At 70.9% G+C, this 14310-nt stretch carries 15 protein-coding genes; 9 read left to right on the forward strand and 6 right to left on the reverse strand.

Annotation, left to right across the window (positions count from 1 at the left end):
• The 6 genes from AC1DXV_RS22555 to AC1DXV_RS22580 all read left to right on the forward strand — a co-directional run.
• Window positions 1-877 (forward strand): TolC family protein (locus AC1DXV_RS22555; RefSeq protein ID WP_477935623.1); only part of this gene is annotated, 877 nt, incomplete at its 5' end.
• A 32-nt stretch (window positions 878-909) separates the two neighbouring features.
• The gene (locus AC1DXV_RS22560) at window positions 910-2058 is read left to right on the forward strand and encodes an efflux RND transporter periplasmic adaptor subunit (protein ID WP_477935625.1); all 1149 of its coding nucleotides are present in this window, start codon (window positions 910-912) and stop codon (window positions 2056-2058) included.
• Between the two features lie 30 nt (window positions 2059-2088).
• The gene (locus tag AC1DXV_RS22565) at window positions 2089-5190 is read left to right on the forward strand and encodes an efflux RND transporter permease subunit (RefSeq protein ID WP_477865595.1); all 3102 of its coding nucleotides are present in this window, start codon (window positions 2089-2091) and stop codon (window positions 5188-5190) included.
• Window positions 5191-5237: 47 nt separating this feature from the next.
• Window positions 5238-5564 (forward strand): hypothetical protein, encoded by a 327-nt coding sequence (locus AC1DXV_RS22570; protein WP_477865594.1) that lies wholly within the window; start codon window positions 5238-5240, stop codon window positions 5562-5564.
• A gap of 117 nt (window positions 5565-5681) precedes the next feature.
• Window positions 5682-6452, forward strand: coding sequence for a TerC family protein (locus AC1DXV_RS22575; protein WP_477865593.1), 771 nt, complete (start codon window positions 5682-5684; stop codon window positions 6450-6452).
• Window positions 6453-6463: 11 nt separating this feature from the next.
• The gene (locus AC1DXV_RS22580) at window positions 6464-7162 is read left to right on the forward strand and encodes a Bax inhibitor-1/YccA family protein (RefSeq protein WP_465110031.1); all 699 of its coding nucleotides are present in this window, start codon (window positions 6464-6466) and stop codon (window positions 7160-7162) included.
• A 15-nt stretch (window positions 7163-7177) separates the two neighbouring features.
• Here the strand turns inward: AC1DXV_RS22580 and AC1DXV_RS22585 are convergent, their stop codons facing one another.
• Both AC1DXV_RS22585 and AC1DXV_RS22590 read right to left on the reverse strand, forming a co-directional pair.
• Entirely contained in the window at window positions 7178-7696 is a 519-nt protein-coding gene (locus tag AC1DXV_RS22585; RefSeq protein ID WP_477865592.1) for a LapA family protein, read from the reverse strand.
• An 85-nt stretch (window positions 7697-7781) separates the two neighbouring features.
• Window positions 7782-8774 carry a LysR family transcriptional regulator gene (locus AC1DXV_RS22590; protein ID WP_477865591.1) on the reverse strand — a complete coding sequence of 331 codons (993 nt, stop codon included), beginning with the start codon at window positions 8772-8774 and terminating at the stop codon, window positions 7782-7784.
• 126 nt (window positions 8775-8900) lie between these two features.
• Here AC1DXV_RS22590 and AC1DXV_RS22595 point away from each other — a divergent pair, with 126 nt between their 5' ends.
• From AC1DXV_RS22595 to malZ, 3 genes are read left to right on the forward strand one after another with little or no spacing between them, the layout of a single operon-like run.
• Entirely contained in the window at window positions 8901-9503 is a 603-nt protein-coding gene (locus tag AC1DXV_RS22595) for an FMN-dependent NADH-azoreductase (protein WP_477865590.1), read from the forward strand.
• Between the two features lie 51 nt (window positions 9504-9554).
• Entirely contained in the window at window positions 9555-10454 is a 900-nt protein-coding gene (locus AC1DXV_RS22600; protein WP_477865589.1) for a pirin family protein, read from the forward strand.
• 47 nt (window positions 10455-10501) lie between these two features.
• Window positions 10502-12319 (forward strand): maltodextrin glucosidase, encoded by a 1818-nt coding sequence (gene malZ / locus AC1DXV_RS22605; RefSeq protein WP_477935627.1) that lies wholly within the window; start codon window positions 10502-10504, stop codon window positions 12317-12319.
• Window positions 12320-12371: 52 nt separating this feature from the next.
• On the opposite strand, the gene AC1DXV_RS22610 is transcribed toward malZ, so the two are convergent.
• The 4 genes from AC1DXV_RS22610 to AC1DXV_RS22625 all read right to left on the reverse strand — a co-directional run.
• Window positions 12372-13025: a DNA-3-methyladenine glycosylase I gene (locus AC1DXV_RS22610; RefSeq protein ID WP_477871477.1), complete on the reverse strand. Its 654-nt coding sequence runs from the start codon at window positions 13023-13025 to the stop codon at window positions 12372-12374.
• A 21-nt stretch (window positions 13026-13046) separates the two neighbouring features.
• Window positions 13047-13523, reverse strand: a complete 477-nt coding sequence (locus AC1DXV_RS22615; protein WP_477935629.1) for an SET domain-containing protein — start codon at window positions 13521-13523, stop codon at window positions 13047-13049.
• An 84-nt stretch (window positions 13524-13607) separates the two neighbouring features.
• Window positions 13608-14162: a GNAT family N-acetyltransferase gene (locus AC1DXV_RS22620; protein ID WP_477871481.1), complete on the reverse strand. Its 555-nt coding sequence runs from the start codon at window positions 14160-14162 to the stop codon at window positions 13608-13610.
• On the reverse strand, window positions 14153-14310 hold a 158-nt coding region (locus AC1DXV_RS22625), incomplete at its 5' end, for an orotidine 5'-phosphate decarboxylase / HUMPS family protein (RefSeq protein WP_477935631.1). The genes AC1DXV_RS22620 and AC1DXV_RS22625, both read right to left, overlap by 10 nt.

Consider the following 14310-nt stretch of genomic DNA (forward strand, 5'->3'; position numbering starts at 1 on the left):
CGCCGAGACGGCCCGCCTCACCGGCCTCAGCGCGAAGGCCGGTTTCGAGCCGCCGGCGAACGCCGCGCTGGCGCGCGCCAGCGCCGCGCAGGGCGCCAGCCTGCTGACCGCGCAGCGCGCGCAGTGCGACATCGCCGTCAAGAGCCTGGTCGCGCTGACCGCGATCGACGAAACCGCCTTGCGCGCGCAGCTCGCCGCCGGCAGCGCCCGCATCCCGCAGCCGGCCGAACTGGCCATCGCCAGCGTGCCGGCCGAGGTGCTGAACCAGCGCCCCGACGTGTTCAACGCGGCCCGCGAACTGAGCGCGGCGAGCGCCGACGTGTCGCAGGCGCAGGCGAAGCGGCTGCCGCGCATCACGCTGGCCGGCTCGATCTCGCGCGCCCGCGTCGACATGGGCGACACCACGCAGAGCGGCACGGTCTGGTCGGTCGGGCCGGTCGCGGTGACGCTGCCGATCTTCGATGCCGGGCTGCGCCGCGCCAACGTCGATGCGGCCCGCGCCCGCTACGACGAGGCGGCGTCGCTGTACCGCGCGAAGCTGCGCACCGCGGTGCAGGAAGTCGAGCAGGCGCTGGTGCAGCTCGACAGCACCGCTTCGCGCAACGAGAACGCCCGCATCGCCGACGAAGGCTTCGAGCAATCCTTCCGCGCCACCGAGGCGCGCTTCAAGGGCGGCCTCGCCAGCCTGTTCGAACTGGAGGACGCGCGCCGCAGCGCGGTGCAGGCGCACGGCACGCTGATCGACCTGCAGCGCGAGCGCGTCGCCGCGTGGATCACGCTGTACCGCGCGCTCGGCGGCGGCTGGCGCACGGGCACGCCGGTGGCCGATGCGACACCGGCCGGCGACCCGAGCGGCCCCACGAAGGCCACCCCCTGAACACCCCGACGATCCACAGATCACGCCCGACCATGACCCAACGACTGAAGCCCCTGCTGCTGTCCCTCGCCGCCGCCGGCCTGCTCGCCGTGCTCGCGATCACCGTGACGAGCACGGTCCGGGCCGCCGACGAGAAAAAGCCTGCTGCCGGCAAGCCCGCGCTGACGGTCACCGTGGCGCAACTGCAGCCGGCCAGCCTGCCGGTGCTGCTGGCGGCCAACGGCAGCATCGCCGCCTGGCAGGAGGCGATCGTCGGCACCGAGGCCAACGGCCTGCGCCTGGCCGACGTGAAGGTGAACGTCGGTGACGTGGTCAAGCGCGGCCAGGTGCTCGCGACCTTCGCGCCCGACACCGTCAACGCCGACCTCGCGCAGACCCGCGCCGCGGTCGCCGAGGCCGAGGCGAATGCCGCCGAGGCGGCCGCCAACGCGCAGCGCGCCCGCGACCTGCAGCCCACCGGCGCCCTCAGCGCGCAGCAGACCAACCAGTACCTGACGGCCGAGCGCACCGCGCAGGCGCGGCTCGAGGCCCAGCGCGCTGCCGCCAAGGTGCAGCAGCTGCGCCTGCAGCAGACCCAGGTGCTGGCGCCGGACCACGGCGTGATCTCGGCGCGCAGCGCGACCGTCGGTGCGGTGCTGCCGGCCGGGCAGGAGCTGTTCCGCCTGATCCGCGGCGGCCGGCTCGAATGGCGCGCGGAGGTGCCGTCGTCCGAGATCGGCCCGCTGAAGCCGGGCATGGCGGTGCGGGTGCAGCCGGCGGGCGGCGAAGCCATCACCGGCAAGCTGCGCATCGTCGCGCCGACCGTCGACGCGCAGACCCGCAACGGCCTGGTCTACGTCGACCTGCCGGCCGGCAGCGGCGCCGCGAAGGCCGGCATGTTCGCGCGCGGCGAGTTCGAGATCGGCGCCCAGCAGGGCATGACGCTGCCGCAGAGCGCGGTGCTGCTGCGCGAGGGCTTCAGCTACGTGCTGCGCGTCGGCGCCGACAACAAGGTGACGCTCGTGAAGGTGAAGGTCGGCCAGCGCGTCGGCGAGCGCATCCAGGTCCTCGGCGGCGTGCAGCCGGCCGACCGCGTGGTCGCCACCGGCGGCGGCTTCCTCGGCGACGGCGACACGGTGCGCGTGGTCGATGCGCTGCCGGTGCCGGCCGCTGCTTCCGCCGCCGCTGCGGCAGCACGCTGATCCCGCCGAAACGCCCGAAGGACGACCCCCATGAACATCAACGTCTCCGCCTGGTCGATCCGCAACCCGATCCCCGCGGTGCTGCTCTTCATCCTGTTGACCCTGCTCGGGCTCTACAGCTTCAAGAGCATGAAGATCCAGAACTTTCCGGACATCGAGCTGCCGACCGTCACGATCTCGGCCGCGCTGCCGGGTGCGTCGCCGTCGCAGCTCGAGACCGATGTCGCGCGCAAGATCGAGGACTCGGTCGCGACGCTGCAGGGCCTGAAGCACGTCTACACCTCGGTGACCGACGGCCTGGTCACGATCACCGGCGAGTTCCGCCTCGAGAAGCCGGTGCAGGAGGCGGTCGACGACATGCGCGCCGCCGTCTCGCGGGTGCGCGCCGACCTGCCGGCCGACCTGCGCGACCCGGTGGTCACGAAGATGGAGCTGTCGGGCTCGCCGATCCTGACCTACACCGTGGCCTCGGACCGGCTCGACGAAGAGTCGCTCTCGTGGTTCGTCGACAACACGGTGGGCAAGCAGATGCTCAGCGTGCGCGGCGTCGGCGCGGTGGCGCGGGTCGGCGGGGTGACGCGCGAGGTGCGCGTCGAGCTCGATGCGGCCCGGTTGCTGGCGCTGAACGCGACCGCGGCCGATGTCTCGCGCCAGCTGCGCATGATCCAGCAGGAGGCCTCGGGCGGGCGCACCGATGTCGGCGGCGCCGAGCAGTCGGTGCGCACGATCGCGACGGTGCGGTCGGCCGAGGAACTCGCGAAGATGGAGATCTCGCTGGCCGACGGCCGGCGGCTGCGGCTGGAGCAGGTCGCGCGCGTCGCCGACACGGTGGCCGAGCAGCGCTCGACGGCGCTGCTGAACGGCCGCGCCGTGGTCGGCTTCGAGATCACCCGCACCCGCGGCGCCGGCGAGACCGAGGTGGCGGCCGGCGTGCGCGCCGAGATCGAGGCGATGAAGGCGGCGCACCCGGAGGTGAAGTTCGAGGAGGCCTTCAACTTCGTCGACAACGTGCAGGAGGACTTCGACAGCTCGATGGCGATGCTGTACGAAGGCGCGGCGCTGGCGGTGCTGGTGGTGTGGCTGTTCCTGCGCAACTGGCGCGCGACGCTGGTGTCGGCGCTCGCGCTGCCGCTGTCGGTGATCCCGGCCTTCGCGTTCATGGCGCTGGGCGGCTTCACGCTGAACGGCGTGACGCTGCTGTCGCTGTCGCTGGTGGTCGGCATCCTGGTCGACGATGCGATCGTCGAGATCGAGAACATCATGCGCCACCTGCGCATGGGCAAGACGCCGCTGCAGGCGGCGATGGAGGCGGCCGACGAGATCGGCCTCGCGGTGATCGCGACCACCTTCACGCTGATCGCGGTGTTCCTGCCGACCGCCTTCATGAGCGGCGTGGTCGGCCGCTTCTTCGTGCAGTTCGGCTGGACGGCGGCGATCGCGGTGCTCATGTCGCTGGTGGTCGCGCGCATGCTGACGCCGATGATGGCCGCCTACCTGCTGAAGCCGCCGAAGGGCGAGCACAAGGAAGGCCGCTGGCTCGAGATCTACATGCGCTGGGTGAAGGCCGCGCTGCACCACCGCGTGATCACGACCATCGCGGTCGTCGTGTTCTTCGTCGGCTCGTTCTTCCTGGCCGCCATCCTCGAGAAGGGCTTCATCCCGCCGGACGACCTGTCGAAGACGCAGGTCTCGATCTCGCTGCCGCCGGGCGCCACCTTCGCGCAGACGCTGGCGGTGGCCGAGCAGGCGCGCGAGATCGTGCAGAAGAACGAGTACGTGAAGCTGGTCTACACCGCGGTCGGCGGCGGCAACACCGGCGCCGACCCGTTCGCCGGCGCCGGCGCGGCCGAGGTGCGCAAGGCCTCGCTCAGCATCAACCTGACCGAGCGCGGCCACCGGCCGAAGAAGCAGGTGATCGAGCAGCAGCTGCGCGATGCGCTGGCGGCGCTGCCGGGCGCGCGCGTCGCGGTCGGCTTCGGCGGCTCGGGCGAGAAGTACGTGGTGGTGCTGGCCGGCGAAGACGGCGACGTGCTGCTCGAGCACTCGAAGCAGGTCGAGCGCGAGCTGCGCGGCATCGGCGGCATCGGCGCGGTCACGTCCACCTCGAGCCTGGTGCGCCCGGAGCTGATCGTGCGGCCCGATTTCGCGCGCGCGGCCGACCTCGGCGTCACGTCGGCGGCGATCGCCGACACGCTGCGCATCGCGACCGCCGGCGACTACGACCAGAGCCTGCCGAAGCTGAACCTGTCGCAGCGCCAGGTGCCGATCGTCGTCAAGCTGACGGCCGGTGCGCGCACCGACCTCGAGCTGCTGTCGCGGCTCGCGGTGCCGGGCGCGAAGGGGCCGGTGATGCTCGCGAACGTCGCGACGCTGTCGATCGACAGCGGGCCGGCGCAGATCGCGCGCTTCGACCGCAAGCGCAACATCAACTTCGAGATCGAGCTGAACGGCCAGTCGCTGGAGCATGTGCAGACCACCGCCGAGGCGCTGCCCAGCCTGCGCAACCTGCCGGCCGGCGTCACGCTGGCGGGGGTCGGCGATGCCGAGGCGATGCAGGAGCTGTTCGCCGGCTTCGGCCTCGCGATGCTGACCGGCGTGCTGTGCATCTACATCGTGCTGGTGCTGCTGTTCCACGATTTCGTGCAGCCGGTCACCATCCTCGCGGCGCTGGTGCTGTCGGTGCCGGGCGCGTTCCTCGCGCTGTTCGTCACCCACACCGCGCTGTCGATGCCGTCGATGATCGGGCTGATCATGCTGATGGGCATCGCGACGAAGAACTCGATCCTGCTGGTCGAGTACGCGATCATGGCGCGCCGCGAGCATGGGCTGTCGCGCTGGGATGCGGTGCTCGACGCCTGCCACAAGCGGGCCCGCCCGATCGTGATGACGACCATCGCGATGGGCGCCGGCATGCTGCCGATCGCGCTCGGCATCGGCGTCGATTCGAGCTTCCGCGCGCCGATGGCGATCGTTGTGATCGGCGGGCTGATCACGTCGACCTTCCTGAGCCTGCTGGTGATCCCGGTGCTGTTCACCTTCGTCGACGACGTGGTGCAGTGGGTCTCGCGCAAAGTGCGCCGGCACCATCCGACGGATGGCGCGCCGGCCGCGGTGGCGAAGCAGCCGCAGTAGCCCTTCGGGGCCGGCCTGACACGCTGGCCCGGTACACTGCGCCTCCCATGGTCTCCCGCACCCTCGTCCTCGTCGTGACGCTCTTCCTGCTGGCAGCCGGCCTGATGGCCCGCCCGCAGGCGAGCGAAGCACCGGCCGTGCAGGCCGTGGTGGCGCTCGAAGAGGGTGTCGCACAGGAGCGCGAGCCCGACGAGCGCATCCAGTCGGCCGGCGAAACCGTCGCCGACGTGCAGGACCTGCTGACCGGCACGCTGCCGGTGCCGGACCCCGGCTTCTCGCTGGCCCGTCCGTCGCTCCACGCGGCACCCGACCGGCCCGCTCCGTGGCTGGACGGCCTGCGTCGCCCCCCGAAGGCCGCCACGCTGTTCGCCTGAGAAGCCTGGCCCGCGGCTGCGGCCTGCCCGCGGCCCGGGTTCCGTCTCGATCCCCGAATTGCCCGTGCGTCAGCGGCATGCCATCCTGGCAGCCCCGCGGACCACCACTGCCACGCCATGGAATCTCTCCTCGACCCCAATCTCTGGATCGCCTTCGCGATGCTCACCGCCCTGGAAATCGTCCTCGGCGTCGACAACATCATCTTCATCTCCATCCTGGTCGGCCGGCTGCCGGCGCACCTGCGCGACAAGGCGCGCCGGCTCGGCCTCGGCTTCGCGATGGTCTCGCGGCTGCTGCTGCTGTTCTCGCTGAGCTGGGTGATGGGCCTGACCGCCGACCTGTTCACCGTGCTCGGCCAGGGCATCAGCGGGCGCGACCTCGTGCTGCTGTTCGGCGGCCTGTTCCTGCTGTGGAAGGCGTCGCACGAGATCTTCGTCGAGGTCGAGGCGCAGGAGCAGCACGGGCCGGCGCCGGTCACCGACGAGGCCGCGCTGAAGGCGGCCGGCCAGCGCATGTTCTGGGCCGTGATCGGCCAGATCGCGGTGATCGACATCGTGTTCTCGCTCGACTCGGTGATCACCGCGGTCGGGATGGTCGACCAGATCGGCGTGATGGTCGCGGCGGTGGTCGCGTCGGTCGGCGTGATGCTGGTGGCGGCCAAGCCGATCGGCGAGTTCGTCGACCGCCATCCGTCGGTCAAGGTGCTGGCGCTGGCCTTCCTCGTGATGGTCGGCATGGCGCTGACGGCCGAGGCTTTCGACGCGCACGTGCCCAAGGGCTACATCTATGCCGCGATGGCGTTCTCGCTCGCGGTCGAGGCGCTCAACATCCGCGCGCGCGCCAAGCGCCGCGCGAACGCTCCTGTCCCCACGACACCCACGAAGTGAAGGAACCTGTCATGAATCCCCTGTCCCAAGTTTCAACCACCGGCTACGCCGGTGAATTCACCTCGGTCGAGCAGCGCAACAAGGTGCTGCGCAACACCTACTGGCTGCTCGCGCTGTCGATGGTGCCGACCGTGCTCGGCGCCTGGATCGGCGTGTCGACGGGCCTCGCGCGCGCGATGACGCCGGGCGTCAGCCTGGTGGTCTTCCTGGTCGGCTCGTTCGGCCTGATGTTCGCGATCGAGAAGACGAAGAACTCGGCGGCCGGCGTGCCGGTGCTGCTCGCGTTCACGTTCTTCATGGGGCTGATGCTGTCGCGCCTGGTCGGTGCGGTGCTGGGCCTGTCGAATGGCGCGAGCCTGATCATGACGGCCTTCGCCGGCACCGGCGTGGTCTTCCTCGGCATGGCGACGCTGTCGTCGGTGATCAAGCGCGACCTGTCGTCGATGGGCAAGTTCCTGTTCATCGGCATGATCCTGCTGCTGGTGGCCGGCATCGCGAACTTCTTCATCCAGTCGGGCGCGCTGATGATCACGCTGTCGGTGCTGGCGATCGGCATCTTCTCGGCCTTCATCCTGTACGACCTGAAGCGCGTGCAGGACGGGCATGAGACCAACTACATCACCGCCACGCTGGGCGTCTACCTGAGCGTCTACAACGTGTTCCAGTCGCTGCTCGCGCTGCTGGGGATCTTCGGCAGCCGCGACGAGTGAACCTCGGCTGAAGCTTCAGCGCAGGTGTTCGCGCACGGCTGGCCGGTCGATCTCGGCCGCCAGCCCGTGCGAGCGCTCCAGCCGATCCTCCAGCTCCCCGAGGTGCGCCGAGATCCCGTTCGCCGCCTCCTCCAGCGCCACCTGCTGCTCGCGCCGCAGCTGGTCGAAGCGCGAGTTCACCGCCGCCCGCGCATCCAGCCCCGACTGGTTGAGCCGCGCCAGCTCCGTGGTGAGGAAACCCTGCAACTCGGTGAAGCGCGAGGCCTCGGCCTTGTCGGCCAGCTCGCGCTGCGCCTGCAGGTCCTTCGAGAGCCGGCGCGCTTCCAGCATCGCCTTGCCCTGCAGCTGCAGCGCCCACACGACGAACCACACGCTGATGAACACGAAGGCGCCGAGCAGCAGCATCGGCAGCGGCGCCTGCACCGTCGTGAAGCCCAGCGACAGCGGCGTCGGCGCGACGAAGGCCGGCCAGTTCAGAAGCGTGAAGACGGCCATCACCAGCAGGGCGACAAACAGCACGAGCACGCGGACCATGGCGGTCTCCTCGAAGTGACGATCAGGGCCCCGAGCGTACGGCGAGCCACCCCGCCGAGCCTGTAGGACAAGCGCCCGGCGTTCGCTAAGCCGCCGCCGCGGGCGGGCCGCTGCGGCCTGCCTGGGCGCGTTGCCTGGCGGCCGCGTGGTCCTGCTCGATCTCCTCTTCCGCCCGGCGGCAGGTCGGCCCGGAGAACTGCGCCACCATCGTCTCCAGCAGCACGCGCGTGCGCGCCGGCATCAGGCGCCGGCCGGGGAACACCGCCCAGGCCGTCACATCGGGCAGCGACCAGTCCGGCAGCACCGGCACCAGTTCGCCGTTGCGCACGTACGGCACCGCGAAATGGCTCGAGACCACGGTGATGCCCGAGCCGGCACGCGCCATGCGGATCAGCATCTCGGGCGAGTTCGCGGTCGCGCGCGCGGGCGGCGTGCCCTGCCACTGCGCCTCGCCGCGCTGCAGCGTCCACGGTGCCGGCTCGCCGGTGCGCGTCAGCAGGTGCAGCGCGTCGTGCTCCATCAGCGCCTCGGGCTCGCTCGGCTCGCCGTGCCGCGCCAGGTAGGCAGGCGAGGCATACAGCCCGACCTGGAACACCGCGATCCGCCGCGCCGCCAGGCTCGCATCGTCGGGCAGGTCGCCCATGCGGATCGCGAGGTCGAAGTTCTCGCCGATCAGGTCCACGCGGCGTGGCGACAGGTCGAGCTCCAGCGTGATCGCCGGGTAGCGCACGAGGAACTCGTTCATCAGCTCGCCCAACACGATGTTGGCGAAGTCCGCCGGCATCGACATGCGCAGCCGCCCGCTCGGCTCCACCTGCCGGTGCTGCGCCAGCGACGCGGCGGCCTCCACCTCGGCCAGCACCTGGTGCGCATGCTCCAGCACGCTGTGGCCGAAATCGGTGACGGTCAGCTTGCGCGTGGTGCGCAGCAGCAGCCGCTCGCCGAGCTGCGCCTCGAGCGCGGCCAGCCGCCGCGACACGGTGGATTTCGGCAGGCCCATACGCTCGGCGGCACGGCTGAAACTGCCTTCGTCCGCCACGCGGGCGAACAGCATCAGGTCATTGGCTTCGAGGCTCATCGGGGGCTCCACTGTCTCGCTGATGGAACAATGTAATCCAATCCGATGGCTTCCGGTCGGATTGTGGGACGCCTAGAGTTCATCCATCGATTCCGCCACTGCGTTCTACCCCTTTCGGAGCCCACCATGAACATCCTCCAGATCAACTCCAGCGCCCGCACCCAAGGTTCGCAATCGACCGTGCTGGCCAACGAACTGACCGCCCGGCTGCTGGCCGTGAACCCCGGCGCCCGCGTGACGCTGCGCGACCTGGCCGTGACGCCGCAGCCGGTGCTCGACGAGGCCGCGCTGCACGCGCTGTTCACACCGGCCGACGCCCGCACGCCGGCACAAGCCGCGCGGGCCGCGCTGGACGATGCGCTGATCGCCGAGATCCAGGCCGCCGACACCGTCGTGCTGGGCGTGCCGATGTACAACTTCGGCGTGCCGGCCCAGCTGAAGAACTGGATCGACGCGATCGCCAAGGTGAAGGTGACCTTCGCGTACACCGACAAGGGCCCGCAAGGCCTGTTGACGGGCAAGAAGGTCTACGTCGCGCTGACCCGCGGCGGCCAGTACCGCAACACGCCGGCCGACACGCAGGTGCCGTACCTGAAGACCGTGCTGGGCTTCCTGGGCATGACCGACGTCGAGTTCTTCTACGCCGAAGGCCTGAACATGGGCCCGGACGCGGCCGAGAAGGGCCTGGCCTTCGCCCGTGCGCAGATCGACGAAGTCGTGCACGCCTGATCCGTTTCGAGTTTTCGCTCTGTTCTTTCCACCATCCACAAGGAGTTCGACATGTCTTCCGCCACCACCGTCTTCCACCCCGTGACCGAGGCCGTCGCGCGCCCGCGCGAGCTGGAGCGCCTGGTGACGGGCCAGGCCACGTCGGACGGGGCCGGCGTCAAGCTGACGCGGGTGCTGACGCAGCCGCTGCAGCGCCGGCTCGATCCGTTCCTGATGCTCGATGCATTCGGCACCGACAACGCCGATGACTACGTCGGCGGCTTCCCGGACCACCCGCACCGCGGCTTCGAGACCGTCACGTACATGATCGCCGGGCGCATGCGCCACCGCGACAACGCCGGCCACGAAGGCCTGCTGCAGAACGGCGGCGTGCAGTGGATGACGGCCGGCCGCGGCATCGTGCACTCCGAGCTGCCGGAGCAGCAGGCCGGGCGCATGGAAGGCTTCCAGCTGTGGCTGAACCTGCCGGCCGATCGCAAGCTGGCCGACCCGTGGTACCGCGACATCCAGTCGGACGAGATCCCGGAGTTCACGACCGACGGCGGCGCGACGGTGCGCGTGATCGCGGGCGAATCGCACGGCGTGGCCGGCGCGATGCAGCGCGAGGTGACGCAGCCGCTGTACCTCGACGTGCACCTGGCGCCGGGCGCGCGCTTCGACCAGCTCGTGCCGGCGACGCACAACGCGTTCGTCTACGTGTACCGCGGCGAGGTCGAGGTGGGCGGGGCGAAGGTCGGGGCGCAGCGCATGGCGATCCTGAAGAACGGCGCCGAGCGCGACGGCATCGTGCTGCAGGCCGGTGAGGCGCCTGCGCAGGCGCTGATCATCGCCGGGCAGCCGCTGAACGAGCCGATCGCGCAGTACGGGCCGTTCGTGATGAACACGCATGAGCAGATCTTCCAGGCGGTCGAGGACTACCGCTCCGGAAAATTCGGCCCGCTCTCTGCGTGACATCGCATCGGGTTACGCTCCGCTGATCCCTCAGCGAGCGTTGCCCGATGTTCCTCCAGCACCTGCCCCTCGCCCCGTGGGCCGAGCGCACCGCCGCCGGCCTGCGGCTCACGCTGCTCAGCGACGTGCCGGACCTCGATGAGGTCCATGCGCGCTTCCTGCTCGACAACGAGGAGACCTGGCTGCCCCTCGCACGCACGGCCGACCGCGGCCGCTTCGCCTGCTTCGAGGCGACGATCCCGTGGTGCCCGACCGGGCCGACGACGCGCTACTGCTTCCGCGTGTTGAGTGATGGCCAGCCGCACTGGCTCGCCGCGACCGGCCCGCAGCGCCGCGTGCCGAACGAGGCCCACCACTTCCGCATCGCCCGCGAGCCGCTGGTGCCCGCCTGGGCGCTGCAGCAGCTGATCTACCAGATCTTCCCCGATCGCTTCGCGCGCGGCCCCGAGGCGCCGCGCGCGCGCCCGCCGCATGCCTTCGGCTACGGCAAGGCGCCGGTGCATGCGCTCGAGTGGGGCGCGCCGCTCGACGTGAAGCCGGCCTGGAGCGCGTTCTACGGTGGCGACCTGGCCGGCATCGGCGAGCGCCTCGGCCACCTGCAGGCGCTCGGCGTGACGACCGTCTACCTGACGCCGGTGTTCAGCTCCGGCAGCAACCACCGCTACGACACCGAGGACTACGACCACGTCGACGCGGGGCTCGGCGGCGACGAGGCGCTCGTCGCGCTGTCGCAGCGATTGCACGCGGCCGGCCTGCGCCTGGTGCTCGATGCGGTGCTGAACCACACCGGCGCGAATCATCCGTGGTTCAACCGCTTCGCGCAGCACGAGCAACCCGGGGCCTGGCAATCGCCCGATTCGCCATGGCACGGCTGGTACGCGCGCGACGCGCACGGCCACCCGGTCTACTGGAAGGGCCATCAATCGCTGCCGGTGCTCGACTACGCGCACCCCGAGGTGCTGGACGCCTTCATCCGCGGCCCGCGCTCGGTGCTGCGGCGCTGGCTGCAGCCGCCGGTGTCGGCCGACGGCTGGCGGCTCGATGCGGTGCACATGCTGGGCGAGGGCCCGGGCGCCGGCAACAACGCCGCGATGCTGCGCGCGATGCGCGACGCGGTGCGCGACGAGAACCCCGAGGCCATCCTGGTCGGCGAGCACTTCAGCGAAGCGAGCTCGTGGCTGCAGGGCGACCAGGAAGACGCCGCGATGAACTACTGGGGCTTCACGCTGCCGCTGTGGCAGTGGCTGGCGGGCGTCGATTTCGGCGGGCGCGCGGCGCCGGTCGCGACGGCCGACCTCGTGGCCTGGCTCGGTGAATCGCGCGCGGTGGTGCCGCACGAGGTGGCGCTCGCGCAGTGGAACGCGCTCGACAGCCACGACACGCAGCGCCTGTTCACGCGGCTCGGCACCGACGAGGCGCTGCACGGCGTGGCGCAGGCGCTGCAGTTCGGCTACCCCGGCGTGCCGTGCATCTACTACGGCGACGAGGTCGGGCTGGAAGGCGGCAACGACCCGGACAACCGGCGCTGTTTCGACTGGAGCGGCGCGAGCTGGCGGCCGGCGATCCTCGAGCGGGTGAAGCGCTTCGCCGGGTGGCGTCGTGATCGGGCCGAGTTGCGCGAGGGTGCGTGCCTCACGCTGGCGCATGGCGAAGACTGGATCGCGTTCGCGCGGGTCAACGCGGCGGCGGTCACGCTGCTGGTGGCGAATCGCGGCGATGCTGCCGAGGCCGTCGTGCCGCTCGATGCGTTGCCGTTCGACGTCGCCCGCTGGGTCTCGCCGAGCGGCCACCGCTGGGCGCTGGAAGGGCGCACGATCCGCCTGCGGCTGCCGGCGCGCGACGCGGCCTGGCTGTTCAGCATGTAGCCCGGATGCCAATCCGGGTCCCACCGCCACGAATCCCGGATTGGCATCCGGGCTACAACTTCAGCGCCGCGCGGGCCTGCAACGCCGCGTCGCGCGACGCACACCCTTCGCGGTGGTCGTTGACCAGCCCCATCGCCTGCATGAACGCGTAGACGGTGGTCGGCCCGACGAAGCTCCAGCCGCGCTTCTTCAGGTCTTTCGACATCGCGATCGCCTCCGGCGAGGTCGTCATCGCGATCAGCGCCTCGTGCGTCAGCTTCTTCGGCCGCGAACGCGCCGCCGGCTCGTAGCCCCACGCATAGGCGGCGAACGAGCCGAACTCCTGGCGCAGCTCCAGCACGCGCTGCGCGTTGTTGATCGTCGATTCGATCTTGCCGCGGTGGCGCACGATGCCGGCGTCGGCCAGCAGCCGCTCGACATCCTTCGCGGTGAAGCGCACGACCTGGTCGGCCTCGAAGTTCGCGAAACCGGCGCGGAAGGACTCCCGCTTGTTCAGGATCGTCAGCCAGCTCAGCCCGGCCTGGAAACCCTCGAGGCAGATCTTCTCGAACAGCCGCCGTTCGTCGGTGACCGGGAAGCCCCATTCATGGTCGTGGTAGTGCTGGTAGCCGGGCGTCGCGCGGCACCAGTGGCAGCGCGGGGCGCCGTCGTCGGCGATGAAGAGGCCGCGGCGTTCGGCGGCCTGGTGCTGGGCGGGGGTCGTCATGGCGGTTCGGGGCAGGGGGCTTCAGAGGGATCCGGCACAGCCCGGCGCGCCGCAGCGGCACGCGAGCCGGCCCAGGTGGTGCGAGCGGCCGTAGCCGACGGTCAGTTCCTCGCCGGCGCCGATGTCGCGCAGCGCATGGAACGCGACGCGGCCCTGCTGCAGCTTCAGCACCATGTTCGGCCGGCAGGAGTGGTTCGCGAAGCGCAGCGCGTCGGTCGACGCCGAGGCATCGATGGCGCGCCGCTCGGAGACCTCGACGATCATGATGCGGGCCACGCCGCGGGCGCGCCGCCGGGCCTCGGCCACGCTGATCGGCTCGCCGCGCAGCTCGCCGATCTTGCGGCGCGCGGGGATCGCCTCGGCGGCGAACACGCCCTGGCCGTCGATGGTGCTCGGGGCCACGGTCAGCGCGAACTTCTGCGGGTCGGCGGGGATGCCGCGCGGGCGTGGCGGGGCGCTTGTGGGTTCGGGGGCGGCGAGTGCGCGCAGCTGAGGCATGGCGGGATTGTCGCAAGCAATCAAACCCCGCTCGCCCTGGGCTTGTCGAAGCCTGGTGCGATGCGAGCAGGCCCTTCGACAAGCTCAGTGCGAACGGAACTCGTCACACAGCAGCCCGTGCAGTTCGACGTCGTAGGTCTTGCCCTTGCCGACCCAGCGCTGGCGCAGCAGCCCCTCGCGCGTGAAGCCGAGCGATTGCAGCAAGCGCACCGACGATCGGTTCAGCGGATTGACCTCGGCTTCCAGGCGGCGCACGCCCATCGATCCGAACGCGACGCCGACCAGCGCGGCGACTGCCTCGCGCGCCAGCCCGCGGCCCCAGTGCGCGCGGCCCAGCACGTAGCCGAGTTCGGCACGGGCGCTGCCCTCGTTGAAGTTGAACAGCAGCCCGGCGCCGATCACCGTCGCGTCGTCGCGCGACAGGATCACGAACTGCACCGCGTTGCCGGTCGCCTGGATGCCGGTGATGCGCTGGTACCAGGCGGTGGCATCGTCCATCGAGCGCCAGGTCGCGTACGGCAGGAACTGCGTCACCGTGTCGTCGCCGTTGACGGCCATCAGGCCGGGCAGGTCGGCTTCGGTGATCTGCCGCACCACGAGGCGCGGCGTCTCGATCGGGGCGGGCGGCGTCAAGGGCATGCGAGGGCCTCGTCGTGAAGGGAGCGGCAGATGGCGTCGAAGGCGGCGCGCGGATCGGCCGCTTGCGTGATCGCGCGGCCCAGCACCACGTGCGTGGCGCCGGCCCGCAGCGCCTCGGCCGGCGTCGCGGTGCGGGCCTGGTCGTTGC

The organism is Rhizobacter sp. P3_C12, assembly GCF_056402735.1.